The following is a 642-nucleotide window of genomic DNA, read 5'->3' as shown; positions in this document are numbered from 1 at the left end:
CAGCCGGCGACGTGGTGGCCCGCGCCCTGCAGGAACAGGCCCAGGCGCATCTGGCGGCGCGGCGAGTGCGGCCCGGCGTCGATATTGGTCTGAAGTATCGAGACACTGAAGCAGAATCGTCGCGCGCACAAGCCCGAAAAGCCGCTTTGCATTTCGTTTCGACGCGCATATCGATATTCCGTGTCGGCTTGCTGGATGGTTGCGTGTGCAATCGCCTGGATTGTTGAAAGCGGCGTAATTCCGTGCTCGGAAATACGCCCGAATTCCTCACATCAATATGCGGAAATATCGTTTGTGCCGGGCCGGGCGCGTCGATAAAGTCTCCCCCGGTCCTTGCCGGCGTGCCGCCGGTATTCAGGATGTCTTAGAAAAATCTCGCGTGCCATTGCACGATGGCTTTCGCCCGGCGTCTCGTGATCCGGACGCGCGGAGAAGACGCGAATCAGAGGGGGCGGGCGGGCCCGGTGTCGTCACGAGCGGCGCCGGGCCGGTCAGCCGAGGGTCGTTCGGCCGATAGACAAGATAAACATGAACTCGCACGACAAGATATCCCGCGTGACCGGGTGGGGCGCGGCTGCGCTCTGCCTGTCGATCTCGCTCGCCAGCGCCGTGCCGGCGCTGGCCCGGCAAACCGTGGTCGCG

At 63.6% G+C, this 642-nt stretch carries 1 protein-coding gene; it reads left to right on the top strand.

Translation table 11 applies throughout. The annotated features are described in order from the left end of the window. Positions 1-227: hypothetical protein (locus HWX22_RS31375; RefSeq protein ID WP_175917003.1), on the top strand; the 227-nt coding region annotated here is incomplete at its 5' end. Positions 228-642 lie beyond the last annotated feature (415 nt).

It is taken from the genome of Burkholderia sp. BCC1638, from assembly GCF_902833195.1.
GTDB classification, from domain to species: domain Bacteria; phylum Pseudomonadota; class Gammaproteobacteria; order Burkholderiales; family Burkholderiaceae; genus Burkholderia; species Burkholderia diffusa.
The sequence above is the reverse complement of the archived record's forward strand: the minus strand, read 5'-3'. Positions and strand labels throughout refer to the sequence as shown.